The organism is Vibrio coralliilyticus (assembly GCF_024449095.1).
GTDB lineage: Bacteria > Pseudomonadota > Gammaproteobacteria > Enterobacterales > Vibrionaceae > Vibrio > Vibrio coralliilyticus_A.
Map to the genome: position 1 here is coordinate 498379 of NZ_CP024628.1, position 15773 is coordinate 514151.

Consider the following 15773-nt stretch of genomic DNA (forward strand, 5'->3'; position numbering starts at 1 on the left):
AAAAAGGAGAGCTCAAGTAGCTCTCCTTGATAATAAATGTACTACTAGAAATGCAATTGAATAACCGAAACCACAATGGCACCAGGTCGACGAACACCTTCAATTTCAACTTTAATTTCACGCTCGATCTCCAATCCTTTCTTAATCGGAGTCACCTTAGAAAGCTTACTTACCGCTCGAACTCGGCTGTTAGCTTTGACTGGATATGGAAAGCGGACTTGGTTAAGACCAATGTTGACAACCATTTTGGCTGTAGGGAACAACGAATGATCGGGATCCACGCTGTCAGTTAACTTAGGTAGTAGAGCTAGTGTTAGAAAGCCATGTGCTATGGTTGTTTTAAATGGTGATTCACTTTCAGCACGCTCTGGATCGGTATGGATCCATTGCATGTCTTCTGTAACCTGCCCAAACTGATTGATGCGCTCCTGAGAAATATCCAACCAATCACCAGTGTGAATAACTTCGCCTAATTTTTCCTGAAGCTCGTCAAACAGTTTTTGCGCTTCTGGCTTGAGTTCAATAGACTTTGGCTTTGTTACCGTAGGCTCAACATGTGGTTGAACTTCATCGTTTACAGCAGGGCGTTGCAGATCTCTGAGGCGACTAAACAAGTGGCGGTTATTGGCTTTGTGCAAAAGCTCATCCCAATATTCACGTACTGCAGGGGACATCCACTGCATGAATTCAGAATGCTGTTTATCACCACGATGTTTAAATAGGTCTGCGACTTTCATAACAACCTCAGAAATCTCTCATTGATATAGGTCAACCCACTAATTTTGAAACACTTCACAATTATGCGCAATGATTTTCGGGCGTACATATGTTATCTCAAAGTGCTATTTCTTTTAAAAATCAGTATCTTTCTAATAAAACATTATTTTATTAGAAAATGCACTTTAGAGTATTTACACTTCAAAATGCGTTGGTTTTTGGCGTTTTCAGCGATAAAAACACAAAATCAGGTGGTTGATTTATCGTCATTTAACTCAGTGACTACAAATTAATTCTTTACAAAATTCATGCCAAAATCTAAACTGCCTGCGCATTGGAGAGATGGCTGAGTGGTTGAAAGCACCGGTCTTGAAAACCGGCATACGTTAATAGCGTATCTAGGGTTCAAATCCCTATCTCTCCGCCACATTCAAAGATTAAGCCGCTGTTTTTACAGCGGCTTTTTCGTTTTTCATTTTGATAAAACGCGCGGTTTACCAAAGGTTGCTTTATACCTCTCTCTCTGTACTGTTTTGCCGAGCGGCAACTTTTTCATCAAAACTGGCCACCTTACCTGCAAATGCTTTTGATAAGCTCTTAGGAATGGATGTGGCTAGAGGTAAGTTCGCTTTCATTGGGTCGACGGCTCGATTTCGTACGAGTACTTCAAAGTGAAGATGTGGTCCAGTGAGGCGACCAGTTGCACCAGATAGAGCTATCTTCTGGCCGCGCTTAACCTGCTGCCCTTTCTTTACTAAAAAGCGACTTAGGTGTAGGTATCGTGTTTTATAAACACTGTTGTGCTCTATCACTAGGTACTTACCAGCATATGGGTGGTTTCTTATCGCAATCACTTTTCCATCTCCCGTTGAGTAGATAGGAGTGCCGACCGGCGTTGCGAAATCGGTGCCGTTATGAGGTGAAATTCTGCCTGTGACCGGGTGCCTTCTTTTAGGGTTAAAAGGCGAGGTGATACGGCGATAGGCTTTGGTTATCGGGTATCGATCAAATGCTTGCTCTAGGCTATTTCCCTTACGGTCATAGAAGCGCCCATCCTCCGCGAGAAAAGCAGCGACCTCTCTTCCTCTTAGCGACAACGCTATGCCTTCGATTTCTGCATTTCCAGTTTTATGTGTGTCCAAAAACTGTTCATTGACCAGAATGTTAAAACTATCGCCGGTACGTAAATCCCGGGCGAAGTTGACTTTATCTCTCAATATACGCGTGATATTTGCAATCTGTGTGGTTGTTAAACCGAGTTGATGCGCTGCGATAGAGAAGCTGCCGTTGATTTCACCGGAATAAAGCGTTGAGCGCCATTGGCTGGGTTGTTCATCGAAGCGATAGGTGAACTGGCCACTGCTGTCTTGTTCATAAATGGCTTGCTCTACTAGACTCTCGTGAAAAATCAGAGATAGCAATTTCCGCTTATCCCTATCAATCACGAATTCTAAGTGGTCACCTGGTTTTATCGTATCTAGCTTAAGTGAAGTTAAATCCGCTTCCAGTACCTCCTGTAATGTCTGATAAGGCAACCCCCATTCAGAGAAGATAGAGCTTAATGTATCCCCAACTTTTACGATGTAATGTACTTTCATTGGCTGGATATCTGGAGTGATTGCACCTGGAAGTGACTGATACATGACTTTCGTTATTTGTTGAGTGGTGGAGGGCATTGTTTCGGTGTGTTCAATTTGGATGAGTGCGGCGGTGGTAAAGCAGGTGATAGCAATCAGGATCAGGGCTAGACGATTAACTGGCATGGTAAATTCAGCTGTAATTTAAATGGTTATGTTATAACATATCATTTTTGTGTTTTGTAGTGTTCATCTTAAGGGGGAGGCGGGCTTAGACTGGCTTAAATTGCTTACGAAACGCAGAAGGCGTTGTGCTTTTCATTGCCCTAAATTGGCGGTTAAAGTTTGAAAGGTTTTGAAAACCTGTTAGTTCGGCAACCAGTGAAACTGGCTTGGTCGAGCTTGCTAATAACTCACATGCTTTGCCGATGCGATATTGCTTTAAGTGTTCTGAAAAGCTGACGCCATAGTGTTTTTCGTACATACGGTAAATAGAACTTTCGCTCATGTGAAGAAGCTGACACAAGTCAGACACTTTGATGGGCTGATGGTAATGGGTTTCGATGTACTTACGAGCTTCTTCTATTCTCAGGTAAGACTCTTTGTCATCTTTAAATTGGTGTAAATAATAAGGAGACGCCGACAACCTACGCTTGTTGTCATCTTCGAGTAACAGCATGATTATATCTATTACCTTTAATACTTGGCGCTGTGGAGGTAAATCATCAAAGTGATCCACAAGCACACTTACTTTCTCAGCCACTTCCTTACTGAATTCGATCCCGTAGGCTGAGTCGTTTAACAATCGCTTTAACTCGCGAGCTTCTGGGATCAGCTCTTGTATCCTTTCAAGCCACTGATGTTTAAGCCATATTACTACGGTGTGGTGCGCGCTTTCCTCTACTCCCGATAAACGACCAGCGAGCATGTGAGGTAGCCCTGGGCCATACAAAAACATTGATTGATGGTTGATTTTACCAATGCTGTCACCTGCGAAATAATTGCCCTCGAATACCCGTTGTGGATCAAGGTATAACACCAGTTCGTACTCTGCATGATAGTGCCAAGCACAGGCGTATTCGAGCTTAGGTACTGGGCTGCGAAAGTGTTTTACCAGCCAATTGAAATTGGATGTATGACGAATATTTTCGATAAATGGCTTCAAGAGAAAAGTCCTTACTAAAGTAATCCTAAATTCAGAAAACTAGCTAAAAGCTGTCATTGAAAATGTCATTATTGATGGAAAAGTATCAGAGTTAGGTCGAATACCATTAATTTAGCCGCCATTGATTGATTAGACTAGAGCGGATCTCACAGATGAGCACAATTCGTCCATTAGGTATAAAGAGTAGATAAATGTATAAAGATCAAACTGCGATATTATTTATTATTACTGCCTTTGTTTCAGGCTTATGCGGTGCCTTTTTTTATCCACTTTCAAGTTTGTTTATTGTTGAAGCATTAGGCGCCTCACCTATGATGTTATCAGCTTACATGGTGACAGCCGTGACAAGTTCAGTGATTGTGTCACAGATCATCGCTCGATATTCTGACCAAGGCTGGCAAAGAAAAAGAATTCTGGTGACCTCACTGAGCTGCTATTTCATTACGGTCGTCAGTTTTATTTTTATCAGAGAGTACTGGTTGGCCATCCTTGTTGTCACTTTGTTTGGTAGCGTGAGCGGTGCTGCATTTGGTCAACTGTTTGCCCTTGGAAGAGAATACGGTGATAGTAAATTCGAAGATAGCACTAGCTTTCTTTCTATCATGAGAGCCGGGATTGCCATCGCATGGGTATTCGGGCCTCCTATTGCTTTTGTTCTTAAAGCTCAGTTTGGATTTAGTGCTTCATTTGCTGTGTCCGCGATCATAGTGAGCGTTGCGATTGTTGTCATTACACGCTACCTGCCTAGTGGTGTTACAAAGGCTTCTGGGAATGAAAGAAATAGCAGGTTACTCGGCTCGTCAGTGAATGTTCTGACGGTGTTATACGCTTTTGTCGTGGTGTTCGCTTTTACAGCCAACAACCTATACATCGTTAGTATGCCTTTATACTTATCTCAAGAGGTCAAGGTCGAAGCGAACTGGTTGGGCGTACTATTTGGAGTTGCTGCCTTATGCGAAATACCAGTCATGTTCTATGCCGGAAGGTTGGCCGCCAGATATAGCGCGGTACGTATCATGTGTGTAGGGCTTTTTAGTGGATGTGTGTTTTTTCTGACGATGTTGATGGCGGTGGATAAAACCACGTTGATCTTAGCTCAGATATTCAATGGTATCTTTATTGGTAGTTGTGCGACATTAGGTATGGTCGTCTTACAAGATATGATGCGCGATAGATTGGGAACGGCATCGACGCTTTTTTCCAATTTGCTCAATGTGAGCATGTTAGTGGCTAGCTTAGCGGTTGGACTGGTTGGTGAAATGTATAGTTATTACAGTGCGTTCTATGTCTGTTTATCGGCTGTGGTGTCTGCTTTATTACTGCTTGTGTTGTTTTCGTATAGTACTAAAAGAATGCAAGATCGTCGGTTCGTTGCGGAGAACACGTTGGGTGGGTAATGAGCAAGGAGCGCTGGTTGCGCTCCTTTTCGGCTATGCCACTGGGTAAACCATGGGGAAATCCAGAGATGGATGTTTGTCTACCAAAGGCTTATAGCCGTAGACGGATTCAATCATTTCAGATGTCAGAGCTTCCCAAGGTGTGGCGTCACACACCAGCCTTCCATCATGCAGTACAACAAGGCGATCGGAATATTGAGCAGCCAAATTGAGGTCATGCAAGACCACAACTACGGCGGTGTTTTGCTCGTCTGCAAGTTGGCGGGCAATCTTCAACGTATTGTGTTGATGCGCAAGATCGAGTGCGGATGTCGGCTCATCGAGCATCAAAATCTTATTATCACCTGAGTGAGACAATTGAACTAACACGCGTGCAAGATGCAGTCGCTGTTTTTCACCACCAGATAGAGAAGGGTAGAGGCGCTCGGTAAGGTGTGCAACATCCGTCCTCTCCATGTATTGTTTTGCTAACGTTTGAGTTTGTTTGTTGGGCAAGTTAAGTGGAATCGCACCAAGCTCAACAACTTCATGTGCCAAAAACGGGAAGTTCAAAGTGCTGTGTTGAGGCAGCATTCCAAGGTGCTTGGCCAGTGTGCCTGCTTGCCACTCTTTTCGATGCTTACCAAAGTACTGAATGTTATTGTTGGATGGGATTTCACCACATAGCAATTTAAGTAATGTGCTCTTGCCTGCGCCGTTAGGCCCAAGAAGGGCGGTCACTTCCCCTGACTTTATTTCGATGTCGATCTTGTCCAGAACCTTGCGATCGCCAAAGTCTATTGAGATGTTCTTTCCGGATAGTGCAACGTTACCCATTACAGAATCTTCCCTTTTTGTTTGAACAGCAAATAGATAAAGAATGGCGCGCCAATGATAGCAGTGACGATACCTACAGGGAGCTCAGCTGGAGCGAAAGCGACTCGAGAGAACATGTCAGCAATGGTGAGGAGCAGAGCGCCCATCAGTGCTGAAATTGGCAGTAGGCTACGATGATCAGGTCCAGACAGCATTCTCCCCAAATGAGGAATAATCAAACCAATGAAGCCTATCATGCCTGATACACTAACAGTCACACCAACACCAACTGCGGTTAGGAGGATGAGCTGGCGCTTAAGTTTCTGAACGGGAATCCCAAGATGGTTTGCTTCGGCTTCTCCGAGCAACAATGCGTTGAGAGGCATAGCCTTACGCATAAAAATAATCATTAGAAGGAGTAAGGTCACTGCACATAGGGTTATACTGGTCCAGTTGGCACCAGCTAGGGAGCCCATTTGCCATAATGATAAATCACGAAGCATTTGGTCATTGGCGATGAAACTCATAAAACCGATGCCTGCGACAGATAAAGCATTGAACGCGACACCTGCCAGTAGCATGATGGTGACTGACGTCCCCATTTTACTAGTACCGAGTTTGTAGACCATCACGGTTGTCAATGCCCCGCCGAAAAAGGCGAATAAAGGCACGGCGGCGAAATTCATCAACTGTGGGTAGTCGATGCTGAATGTTGCAAACATCACCATCGCAAAAGCAGCACCCAAAGAGGCACCGGCAGAAACACCAATAATACCGGGTTCGGCCAGTGGGTTGCGAAACAAGCCTTGCATAACGGTGCCACACATCGCCAAGATGGCACCAACCAGCATAGATAAGACTGTGCGAGGAAAGCGGATCTCATGGATAACCATATTGATGTGAGGTGCCAGCTCATTTGAGCGGATAACGAGACTATAAAAGCTGTCCATAAAACTGATGTTCATTGGACCTACGGTCACTGATGCTAACGCAGTCAGCGCTAAAACGGAGCTAAACAGCATTAGTGCAGCAGATAAAGGGATACGACGTAACAACATGAGCGAAATTTATTCCATGGTAGTCAGTAGTAAGCTCAAACGTTCAGCTTCAGAGAGACTTTTTAGGCCCAAGCCACCGACAAGAGCGTGTCCATCCACTGTGATGATGTTTTTTGACTGACCCGCAGGCGTTGCGGCCAGCAGTGGCATTTTGGCTAAAATGGCATCGGCTCCTCCCATTTTTTCATAACTACGGCCGCTTACCAGAATGACATCAGGTTGCATCTCGAGCATAGCTTCGGTGGATAGTGGCTTGTATGAATCCAGCTTACTTGCTGCGGGATTGATGCCTCCCGCTAACTCAATGATGGCGTTAGGTGTTGTGTTAGCGCCAGCAACGTTGGCAGGGCGTCCTTCATGAATCAGCAGAAACAGGACTTTTGGGGCTTCTTTGGTTTTTGCTTTGTTTTTCTCAAGGCTCGAAATCTGTTGGTTTACTTCCGCTTTGAGCACTTCAGCATTTTTCTGGCTATCGGTTAGCGCTGCGATTTCATCAATACGTTCCAGCAAGCCTTCAGGAGTAGGTAAGGTATTGACGATATTGACCTCAACACCAGCAGTTTTGAGTTGACTCAGGCTCGTTTCTGGCCCCATTTCATCGGAACCAATCAATCGTGTTGGGTTAAGTGCCATCAAGCCTTCAGAGGATAAATTACGATGGTAACCGATCTTCGGGAGGGTTAAGTTTTGCGGCAGTTCGCTGGTGACATCGACGGCAACCAGCTGGTTTTGCTGCTCTAAGGCGAGGATAAGTTCGGTCACCGCGCTACCCGCACTGATGATACGTTCATTTGCTATCGCTGTTGCAGCAACCGTAGAAAGGGATAGGGCGGCAATTCCTTTGATCAATGTTTTCTTAAGCATAATAGACTCTATTGTTTTAATTCTTCCGTAAGCAGTTGTGTCGCCTGAATACCGTTTTCTTGTAAGAAGGCGAGTAGCTTGACGAGGTACTGCACGTCGGCGGTTTTTTCTGCACCAATCACTATCGGATGATGGTTTGATTTATGCTCCTCCAGAAGAGCAAGTTTGAAGTTTTCCCAATCAATATATTCTTTGCCATTGATTGCCCAGTAAGGCTCATTTGCAAGAAGGTTGACGGTAATAGATTTAGTATCCACTTCCGCGACTGCTTGCGAGTCAGTTGTTGGAAGATCGACTTCCAGCGAATCGAGCTTGACGGCGGCGGTGAGCATCAGGAACACCATGACAATAAAAATAATATCCAGTAGAGGAGTAAGATCAGGCGTTAGACCGAAGTGACTCTTCTCTTGTGATACTTTAATCATGATGATGCCTCGGCCAATGGTATTGGGGCTTTCGCTGATACTTGAGGCGAAACGTGTTGGAGACTGATGCCTTCCAACCACAAGTTAACGTAGTTGAGTGTGTGTTCTAGTTTTGCCATGACTTTATCGGCCCATAGGCCAAGCAATTGAGCACCAGCAATGGCAGGGAGTGCGATCAGCAGACCAGCAGCGGTTGTGCGCATCGCTAAACCAAGGCCATCTGCAAGATCGTTGGGTGTAATACTGCCCGTTGATGCGGCAACACCTTTGAACATTTCAATAAGGCCAAGTACGGTCCCCAAGAGACCGATAAGAGGGCTGATCACACCGATGAGAGTCAGCAAGCGAAGGCCAGAATTAAGTTGATGACGCTTTTCCTGAAGCCACATACCCGCGGCATCTTCACGTAAAACTTTGGAAAATGAATGGTGAGCTAGCAGCATCGCCACGCCTTTATATAGCAGCGGCCGGCGCGGAGAGAGTTTCTCAGCCAGTGCTTCTAGTTGCTGTTTGTCTGAAGGGGAAATTTGGTTGAGCTCATTGCGGATAGCGCGCTTACCCACGCCCAAACTGATCATGACTTGAAACAAACGTTCGGTGATGATCATAACGGTTAATGCTGAACAAATGATCAAAGGCCATGTCATCAGGCCAAGCTGTTCTTGTAATTGATGTAGTTGTTCCATTGTTAATCCAATTTAAAGCGAACGGGTAATCTGACGCGGTGGGCCATTTTTTGTCCGTTAACGATGTGCGGAGAAAATTTCCACTTTTTGATGGCTTTCAGAGCTGAGTTATCCAAGATGGTTGCTCCGGAAGAAGAAATTAAGATTTGTTTAACCTGATCACCGTTTTCGTCCAGCCAGACTTCATACATAGCTACGCCTTCAAGTTTTCTTTTCTGTGCGAGTCTTGGATAGACAGGTCGAGTCGGTTTCGATAAGAAGCTCGGTCTGTTTACCAGTACCGGTTCTTGGCTAATGCCTTGGTTTACTTCAGCAGGTTGAGGTTTCGTTTGTTCCACAACCTCTTTTTTCTTTTCTGGCTTCTCTGCAGTTTTTTTAGCAACAGGTTGTTCTTGTGGTTTCTTCTGCGTTGTTTTCTTAACGGATTGGTCAGTCTTTTTCTCAACCACCTTTTTCTGTTGTTTAGGTGCCCCTTTTTTTACTACCGGTTTCTCTTTCACCACTGGCTTTTTTACTGGCGGTTCGACTTTCGCCGGTTCAACTGGTTTAGGAGGCTCAGGTGCTTCTACGGGTTGTTCAACGACAGGCTCCGGTTCCGCTGGTGGTTGTGGAGTGGGGACGGCTTTGAAATTGATAGAGACCGTGGAAGATTGCGCACCAGCAGGCATCGCATGAAGCTTTGGCTCATCAGCGACAAAGAGAATTGTGGTATGAAGAGCAAGGGAAACGCCTCCTGCTATCGCATATCTTTTTAGGTTCACTACCAGCCTCACGAATGAGTCATTTTTTACAACATGGAATGAGATTATTACTTACAATCGAAATAAGATCAATTATCAATTGCATTATCATTTGTGCCATTTTATGATCGTTGGCAGTTTTGAAAGATTTAGCGCGAGCCCTTGTGGAATAAGCGTTAAGAGATGTTATGTGATGTTAGATATTGATAAATTTGATGAATCAATTTTGGGAGAGGATACGCCTGATCCGTTGCGATTTGCGTTCCCCAAAAAGCATTCTGCTCATGCGGACGGTATGGCATCTCCCATCATGCCTGAGCAAAAAGTGCCACTTCTCAACACCTTGTATGAACAACAAGGTCAACGTAACAAAAAGCGTTGCCTATACATTCATATTCCTTTCTGCCGGGTCCGATGTACTTTCTGCAATTTCTTCCAAAATGCTGCGAGCCGAAAACTGGTTGATGACTACTTCGAAGCACTGATTAATGAAATCAAGCAGAAGAGCGCTTTGCCTTGGACACAGACCGGTGTTTTTCATGCGGTTTATATTGGTGGTGGAACGCCTACCGATCTCTCGGCGGAGCAGGTTGAGCGTTTGGGTAAAGCCATACGTCATTACTTCCCGCTTGCTACAGATTGTGAGATCACCTTAGAAGGGCGAATCAATCGATTCAGCGACGAAATGTTTGAAAGGGCTCTGCAAGGTGGCTTTAACCGTTTCTCCTTTGGTATTCAGAGTTTTGATACCAAAGTCCGCCGTAGCGCAAAACGTCTGGACGATCGTGAAGTTGTACTGGAGCGTGTCGCGCAGCTCGCTGCCGCCGAAGAGGCGCCAATCATTCTTGACCTTCTATACGGTCTTCCGTATCAGACGCTAGATGTATTTGAGCAGGACTTGAATGATTTCATGTCGACAGGCGCTCACGGGTTAGATCTCTATCAGCTTGTGGTCGGTGGAACCGCGCCGATGCTGAATTTGGTTGAAAAAGGCAAGATACCACCCCCAGCAACGACACCAGATAAAGCATCAATGTATGAACTTGGCGTCGCGTTTATGGACAAACATCATATGCGTCAGCTAAGTGTTAATCACTGGGCAAGAGACAATCGAGAGCGCAGCCAGTACAACAGCCTAGCAAAAACATACGCTGAAGTATTACCTATCGGTTGTGGCGCTGGTGGCAACATCGGTGGTTATGGAATGATGAACCACCGCACATTAGACACTTACATGAACGCGATGAAGTCTGGTGGTTCAGTCGTCGCGATGATGACCAAGCAACATGCGCTGGAGCCTTTGTTTGCTGCGATTAAGTCTGGTTTCGACAAAGGTGTCGTTAGCCGTCGTCAACTACCTTTATTAGCAGGTGAAGATACGTTTGAGTTCTTTATGCCGCTGTTTGAAGTATGGCAGAACAAAGGCTTAGCCCGTATTGAAGGGGATTATCTAGTGCTGACTTTAGCTGGCAGCTTCTGGGCAGTCAGTCTGGCACAAGCCTGCATTCAAGTATTGCAAAAAACACATTGTGAAGTAACCGCGTCACACAAAGTGGCACTCTAAGTGGAATTATTATGGAAGCACTAAAACAACAAGTCGCTCAACTGATAGAGCAAGAACCGACACTTCTACCTGCTGCAATTGCAGAGCGTTTAGAGGTGTCTGAATTCGAAGCAGTAGCGGCTCTACCAGAAGAGATGATTGCTTTGGCTCCGGGAGAGCAGGCTCAGTCTGTCTTGGAAAACTTGGTCGGTTTTGGCCCAGTGACAACCATTGTTCATTCGTTCGGTTCAATCTTTGAAGTGAAGGCTCCATTTCCGAAAGGCAAAGTTGCTAGAGGCTACTACAACCTGATGGGTAAAGAAGGCGAGCTTCATGGTCACCTTAAGTTAGACAACGTGAAAAATATCGCGTTAGTTAGCAAACCGTTCATGGGACGTGAGAGTCACTACTTTGGCTTCTTCTGTGAACAAGGGAATAACATTTTTAAAATCTATCTAGGACGCAACGAAAAGCGTGAGCTGATCGCTGAACAGGTAGAAACATTCAAGCAGTGGCAGCAAGAGCTACGTAAATAAATAGGAGCTCCGGCATGACAGGTTATGCCGGAAGCCAGGATTATTAGAAATAAAAAGTATTGAAAAGTCAGGAGTTCAAAATGGATCCACAAGTAAAACAAGAGCGTCTTCAAGGTCGTCTTGGTCCGGAAATCAAAGAGTTTCGCCAAGAGCGTCGCACGCTTCAACTAGCCACCGTTGATGCTGATGGTCAACCGAATGTGAGCTATGCGCCATTTGTTCAAAACCAGGAAGGTTATTTCATCCTGATCTCGGAAATTGCGCGTCACGCTCGTAACCTTCAGGTTAACCCAAATGTTTCCATCATGATGATCGAAGACGAAGATACGTCAAAGCAGCTGTTTGCGCGTAAGCGTCTGACATTTGATGCGGTAGCAAGTGTCGTTGATCGTGAGTCTGAACAATGGCAACAAATTGTGGGTCAGATGAAAGAACGCTTCGGTGAAATCATTGATGGCCTGAGCCAACTGCAAGACTTTGTTCTATTCAACCTGAAAGCTGAGAAAGGTCTGTTTGTAAAAGGCTTTGGTCAGGCTTATCAGGTATCGGGTGATGATCTGGTTGATTTTGTCCACCTTGAAGAAGGGCATAAGCAGGTAGAAAGCGCTTAAGTTGCTCAATTAAGGTCGAAAACTGTCTGATAAGGGAGCTATACTGGCTCCCTTTGTTGTATCTGAAAGGGAAAAGCGTGAAACCTGTAAGCAAGGATCATGGGGAAATTTGTTATCCCTTTATTTATGAAGATAGTCCTGTGTGTGACTTTGAGATAGCAGCGGATGAGTTATGCACACGGATCGGTCTTGTTCTGACGATGGCTCTGGATGATTATAGTCGGGATGTTCTGCAACGAATCCAGCCTTATGTTTATCATTTGAATGGTTCGGTACGAGGGAAACTGGCAATCTTTGAGGAAAACCTGCAAGAACTCTATAGCGATTATAATACGCTGCGTGAAAAGCTAGACGGAGGTTTTAAAGGCTTTGTACTGCCCGGAGGGCATCCTATTTCGGCTGAATTGCATCTGTGCCGCACGCAAGCAAAGAAAGTTGTACGTGCACTCGTGGCTGTTGAACATGCAGGTAAAAAATCACCGGATCCAATTTTGTTTCGATATGCTAATTTGTTAGCGAACGTCATGTATACACTGGCTTCTTATACTAACCAGATTCACCAGGTCGTTGAAACTGAGTTTGTCAGTAAAAGCTATCCAATGCCAAAATAGTATCAGTTAACGGCAATGAAAACGCCCGGCATTGAGCCGGGCGCTGTTTTAATCGATTGTCGATTACTCTTCGAAATCGACGCCTGCTTCTTTGTATAGGCGGCGACAAGCTTTACCGTCACTGTGGAATAAGTGACAGCGGTGCGCTGGAATACCTACCATCAGTTTGTCGCCGGCTTCGACCGCTAGCGTGTCTGGCTGGCGGTAGATCATATCCGCGTCAGCCGCGTCAATGTGCATGTATACCTGCGTTTCGTTACCCAACTTCTCTACGATGTTGATTTCACCTTCAATAGCAGCGTCACCTTGATCGGCAGGAAGCAAGTGCTCTGGGCGCACACCCAGCGACATACGCTCGCCACGGGTTACAGTACGGCCATCAACCGGAATCCAGAAAGTTGTGCCATTTGCTAGCTGTACCATGACACGGTCGTCTTCTACAGCTTCAATGAAGACACTCATAAAGTTCATCTTAGGTGAGCCGATGAAACCAGCCACAAAGCGGTTTTGAGGGTAATGGTATAGCTCAAGTGGTTTACCTACCTGAGCAACATAGCCTGCGTCCAATACCACGATCTTATCTGCCATGGTCATGGCTTCTACCTGATCGTGAGTCACGTAAATCATGGTACAACCTAGTTTACGCTGAAGCTTAGTGATCTCAGAACGCATCTGAACACGTAACGCTGCGTCTAGGTTTGATAGAGGTTCATCAAGAAGGAAAACATTAGGTTGAGAAACCAGAGTACGACCAATCGCCACACGCTGACGTTGACCACCAGATAGGGCTTTAGGTTGGCGATCCAGCAAGTGACTAAGTTGGAGAATATCAGCTGCGTGTTCAACGCGCTTATCGATTTCACCTTTATCGGCTTTTGCTAACTTGAGACCAAATGACATGTTGTCATAGAGATTTAAGTGTGGGTATAGCGCGTAAGATTGGAAGACCATACCTACACCGCGCTGAGAAGGTTCCACTTCGTTCATGCGTTCTTCACCAATGTAAAGATCACCAGAAGTAATGTCTTCTAAACCAGCAATACAACGTAGCAGAGTTGATTTACCACAGCCTGACGGACCAACGAAGACGACAAACTCGCCTTCTTGAATGTCCAGATCAACGTTCTTTGAAATTAAAACGTCGCCATAAGCTTTACATACATTTTTTAACGTGACACTCGCCATCTAGCTCGTCCTCGATCAATATTTTTGTTTTACTGCCCATCATTATATGAATTATCGCGCGAGCAGTAAGTGTAGGAATTCGGTAAGGTGAATCGAAGTGTAAGAAAATAAGGGTGATGGATTCAATCGCATCACCCGTCAAAGCCAAATGAAAGTTCGCTTCCCCCGTATGAAAGTAACTGTCTCCCCCGTTGAATCCAAACTGGTAATGACACCAGAATTACTACGAACATTTACTTCATTACAGCGAACCTTGCGGCATTGCAAACCAGCTTTTCGTTCGATTGCCAAGCAATTCAAAACGTACTGGAAAGGGTTCTTACCATCCACTCTCGGATGACTGTAGTTTGGCTTTATTGCACTGTTGCTACATCCTCCCGATGAACTTTTTTAAAGGGGTAGTAGGCAGGGAGTAGGGAGAGTAGGGCTGATTGCACGGAGTTAGATCGAGTTCAAAGAAATATGGGGTTTGATGGTGAACTTGGTCACGTTAAGGGTCAATTTTGTGATTCTGGTCGCCTAGCCGACGGATGATGATCACGAAAATAGTCCATAATACCGAGGGCGTAGGGAGTAGGAGGATGAGCTAATTGACAGTTTAGCTAAAAATGTATGTCGAAATACGGTGAAACCTCTGAACGGTGGAGCCCTACAACACAAATATAAAAAGGATATGAACATGAAAAACGCCCTAAGCACAGTGGCACTAGGTACTCTAGTTGCTCTTGGCTCATTTGGTGCAAATGCTGCTATCGAAGAAGGTCAATTAACTATCTGGATCAACGGCGATAAAGGTTACAACGGACTTGCTGAAGTAGGTAAACAGTTTGAAGAAGATACGGGTATCAAAGTCACCGTTGCTCACCCTGATGCACTTCAAGATAAGTTCCCTCAAACTGCAGCGACCGGTGATGGTCCTGATATTGTGTTCTGGGCTCACGACCGTTTTGGTGGTTACGCTGAAGCAGGTCTTCTAAGTGAAATCAAACCGTCTAAAGAAATCAAAGAAGGTATCGTAGACTTTGCATGGGATGCGGTTAAATACAATGGCAAAATCATCGGTTACCCAGTCGCGGTTGAATCTCTGTCTCTTATCTACAACAAAGACCTAGTGCCAAACCCACCTAAGAGCTGGGAAGAAGTTGAAGCACTCGACACCAAGCTGAAGAAAGAAGGCAAGTCTGCCATCATGTGGAACCTGAAAGAACCGTACTTCACATGGCCACTAATGGCGGCTGACGGTGGTTACGCGTTCAAATACGGTGCTGAAGGTTACGACATCAAAGATGCGGGTATCGCGAACGATGGCGTAAAAGACGCAATGAGTTTCGTAAAAGGTCTGGTAGACAAGGGTGTGATCTCTTCTGATATGGATTACTCTGTTTCTGAATCTTCGTTCAACCAAGGCAAAACAGCGATGACCATCAACGGCCCATGGGCTTGGGGCAACATCGAGAAATCTGGTATCAACTATGGTGTAACCACTCTGCCTAAATTTAATGGCCAATCTTCTAAACCATTCGTTGGTGTTTTGACTGCAGGTATCAGCACTGCGTCGCCAAACAAAGACCTAGCGGTTGAATTCATTGAAAACTACCTGCTGACAAACGATGGTCTGCGTAAAGTGAACAATGACAAGCCGCTTGGTGCTGTTGCTCTAAACTCTTTCCAGCGTGAGCTAGACGCAGACAAGCGTATTGCAGCGACAATGGACAACGCGATGAATGGTGAAATCATGCCAAACATCCCACAAATGAACGCGTTCTGGGGCAGTGCTAAGAACGCTATCATCAACATCGTTGATGGTCGTCAGTCTGTAGATGCAGCACTGGCTGACGCAGAAAAACAAATGACAAAATAATT

Annotated in this window: 16 protein-coding genes and 1 tRNA gene; 7 read left to right on the top strand and 10 right to left on the bottom strand. The window is 45.2% G+C overall.

What is annotated here, in order from left to right:
- Positions 1 to 44 precede the first annotated feature (44 nt).
- Positions 45 to 737, bottom strand: a complete 693-nt coding sequence (locus CTT30_RS17810) for a MaoC family dehydratase (protein WP_252037339.1) — start codon at positions 735 to 737, stop codon at positions 45 to 47.
- A 316-nt stretch (positions 738 to 1053) separates the two neighbouring features.
- Between CTT30_RS17810 and CTT30_RS17815 the strand changes: the two genes are divergently transcribed.
- A tRNA-Ser gene (locus CTT30_RS17815) sits at positions 1054 to 1144 on the top strand.
- A gap of 82 nt (positions 1145 to 1226) precedes the next feature.
- Here the strand turns inward: CTT30_RS17815 and CTT30_RS17820 are convergent.
- Both CTT30_RS17820 and CTT30_RS17825 read right to left on the bottom strand, forming a co-directional pair.
- Positions 1227 to 2480: a peptidoglycan DD-metalloendopeptidase family protein gene (locus CTT30_RS17820; protein ID WP_252037340.1), complete on the bottom strand. Its 1254-nt coding sequence runs from the start codon at positions 2478 to 2480 to the stop codon at positions 1227 to 1229.
- 85 nt (positions 2481 to 2565) lie between these two features.
- Positions 2566 to 3459 (bottom strand): AraC family transcriptional regulator, encoded by an 894-nt coding sequence (locus CTT30_RS17825; protein WP_252037341.1) that lies wholly within the window; start codon positions 3457 to 3459, stop codon positions 2566 to 2568.
- Positions 3460 to 3650: 191 nt separating this feature from the next.
- Here CTT30_RS17825 and CTT30_RS17830 point away from each other — a divergent pair, with 191 nt between their 5' ends.
- Entirely contained in the window at positions 3651 to 4856 is a 1206-nt protein-coding gene (locus CTT30_RS17830) for a sugar efflux transporter (RefSeq protein ID WP_252037342.1), read from the top strand.
- Between the two features lie 33 nt (positions 4857 to 4889).
- On the opposite strand, the gene CTT30_RS17835 is transcribed toward CTT30_RS17830, so the two are convergent.
- Genes CTT30_RS17835 through CTT30_RS17860 form a run of 6 tightly spaced genes read right to left on the bottom strand, consistent with a single transcriptional unit; the run spans position 4890 to position 9445 of the window.
- Positions 4890 to 5672 (bottom strand): heme ABC transporter ATP-binding protein, encoded by a 783-nt coding sequence (locus tag CTT30_RS17835; protein ID WP_252037343.1) that lies wholly within the window; start codon positions 5670 to 5672, stop codon positions 4890 to 4892.
- Positions 5672 to 6709 (bottom strand): FecCD family ABC transporter permease, encoded by a 1038-nt coding sequence (locus CTT30_RS17840; protein WP_252037344.1) that lies wholly within the window; start codon positions 6707 to 6709, stop codon positions 5672 to 5674. The genes CTT30_RS17835 and CTT30_RS17840 overlap by 1 nt, the downstream gene beginning before the upstream one ends.
- 9 nt (positions 6710 to 6718) lie before the next feature.
- Complete coding sequence (locus tag CTT30_RS17845; protein WP_239874794.1) at positions 6719 to 7573, bottom strand: heme/hemin ABC transporter substrate-binding protein; 855 nt, start codon at positions 7571 to 7573, stop codon at positions 6719 to 6721.
- Between the two features lie 8 nt (positions 7574 to 7581).
- On the bottom strand, positions 7582 to 7998 hold the full coding sequence (locus CTT30_RS17850) for an ExbD/TolR family protein (protein WP_239864341.1): 417 nt from the start codon (positions 7996 to 7998) through the stop codon (positions 7582 to 7584).
- On the bottom strand, positions 7995 to 8684 hold the full coding sequence (locus tag CTT30_RS17855) for a MotA/TolQ/ExbB proton channel family protein (protein WP_252037345.1): 690 nt from the start codon (positions 8682 to 8684) through the stop codon (positions 7995 to 7997). Before CTT30_RS17855 ends, CTT30_RS17850 begins: the two co-directional genes overlap by 4 nt.
- Positions 8685 to 8686: 2 nt before the next feature.
- The gene (locus CTT30_RS17860) at positions 8687 to 9445 is read right to left on the bottom strand and encodes an energy transducer TonB (protein WP_370689726.1); all 759 of its coding nucleotides are present in this window, start codon (positions 9443 to 9445) and stop codon (positions 8687 to 8689) included.
- Positions 9446 to 9614: 169 nt separating this feature from the next.
- On the opposite strand from CTT30_RS17860, the gene hutW reads away from it, so the two are divergent.
- From hutW to CTT30_RS17880, 4 genes are all read left to right on the top strand, one after another.
- Positions 9615 to 10988: a heme anaerobic degradation radical SAM methyltransferase ChuW/HutW gene (gene hutW, locus CTT30_RS17865; RefSeq protein ID WP_252037346.1), complete on the top strand. Its 1374-nt coding sequence runs from the start codon at positions 9615 to 9617 to the stop codon at positions 10986 to 10988.
- Between the two features lie 11 nt (positions 10989 to 10999).
- Positions 11000 to 11503 (top strand): heme utilization cystosolic carrier protein HutX, encoded by a 504-nt coding sequence (gene hutX, locus CTT30_RS17870; protein ID WP_019277742.1) that lies wholly within the window; start codon positions 11000 to 11002, stop codon positions 11501 to 11503.
- An 80-nt stretch (positions 11504 to 11583) separates the two neighbouring features.
- Positions 11584 to 12114, top strand: a complete 531-nt coding sequence (gene hutZ, locus CTT30_RS17875) for a heme utilization protein HutZ (RefSeq protein WP_239874789.1) — start codon at positions 11584 to 11586, stop codon at positions 12112 to 12114.
- Between the two features lie 77 nt (positions 12115 to 12191).
- On the top strand, positions 12192 to 12725 hold the full coding sequence (locus CTT30_RS17880; protein ID WP_252037347.1) for an ATP:cob(I)alamin adenosyltransferase: 534 nt from the start codon (positions 12192 to 12194) through the stop codon (positions 12723 to 12725).
- A gap of 63 nt (positions 12726 to 12788) precedes the next feature.
- Here the strand turns inward: CTT30_RS17880 and malK are convergent, their stop codons facing one another.
- Positions 12789 to 13910 (bottom strand): maltose/maltodextrin ABC transporter ATP-binding protein MalK, encoded by a 1122-nt coding sequence (gene malK, locus CTT30_RS17885; protein ID WP_239836135.1) that lies wholly within the window; start codon positions 13908 to 13910, stop codon positions 12789 to 12791.
- A gap of 679 nt (positions 13911 to 14589) precedes the next feature.
- On the opposite strand from malK, the gene malE reads away from it, so the two are divergent.
- Positions 14590 to 15771, top strand: a complete 1182-nt coding sequence (malE, locus tag CTT30_RS17890; RefSeq protein WP_239836136.1) for a maltose/maltodextrin ABC transporter substrate-binding protein MalE — start codon at positions 14590 to 14592, stop codon at positions 15769 to 15771.
- The last annotated feature ends 2 nt before the right edge of the window (positions 15772 to 15773 follow it).